Annotated in this window: 1 pseudogene; it reads right to left on the bottom strand. The window is 54.9% G+C overall.

Annotation, left to right across the window (positions count from 1 at the left end):
* A pseudogene (locus tag NG653_RS14705) lies at window positions 1–328 on the bottom strand (hypothetical protein); the annotation flags it as partial.

Raw genomic sequence — 328 nt, 5'->3', positions numbered from 1 at the left:
GGATCCACCTCTATGGTAATCCCCGCAAATACTTCCCCGGCATTCTTAACGTACTGCCCCAGCTTGGCGCTCGTGTTTACTGAAGTGTCCGGATTGTCGATAATAGTACCAACACCGCCACCAAAGTTGTTGAATATACTGTCGTCAGCAGACTCAAAGTCATTGACCAGCTCCCCGCCGGCGCAAACTTCCAGGGAATTGCCCCCGCCAGTACTTCCGTTGCTGCACAACCGGATGTTGTCGAACTGTATCGTCCAGTCGCCGCTGCCATCACCGGCCGTGCCATTGTCCATGATCAGGGTGATCGCCGTGACTGAGCCCACATTGC

The sequence above is a fragment of the Robiginitalea marina genome (assembly GCF_024006985.1).
Lineage (GTDB): Bacteria > Bacteroidota > Bacteroidia > Flavobacteriales > Flavobacteriaceae > Robiginitalea > Robiginitalea marina.
The sequence above is the reverse complement of the archived record's forward strand: the minus strand, read 5'-3'. Positions and strand labels throughout refer to the sequence as shown.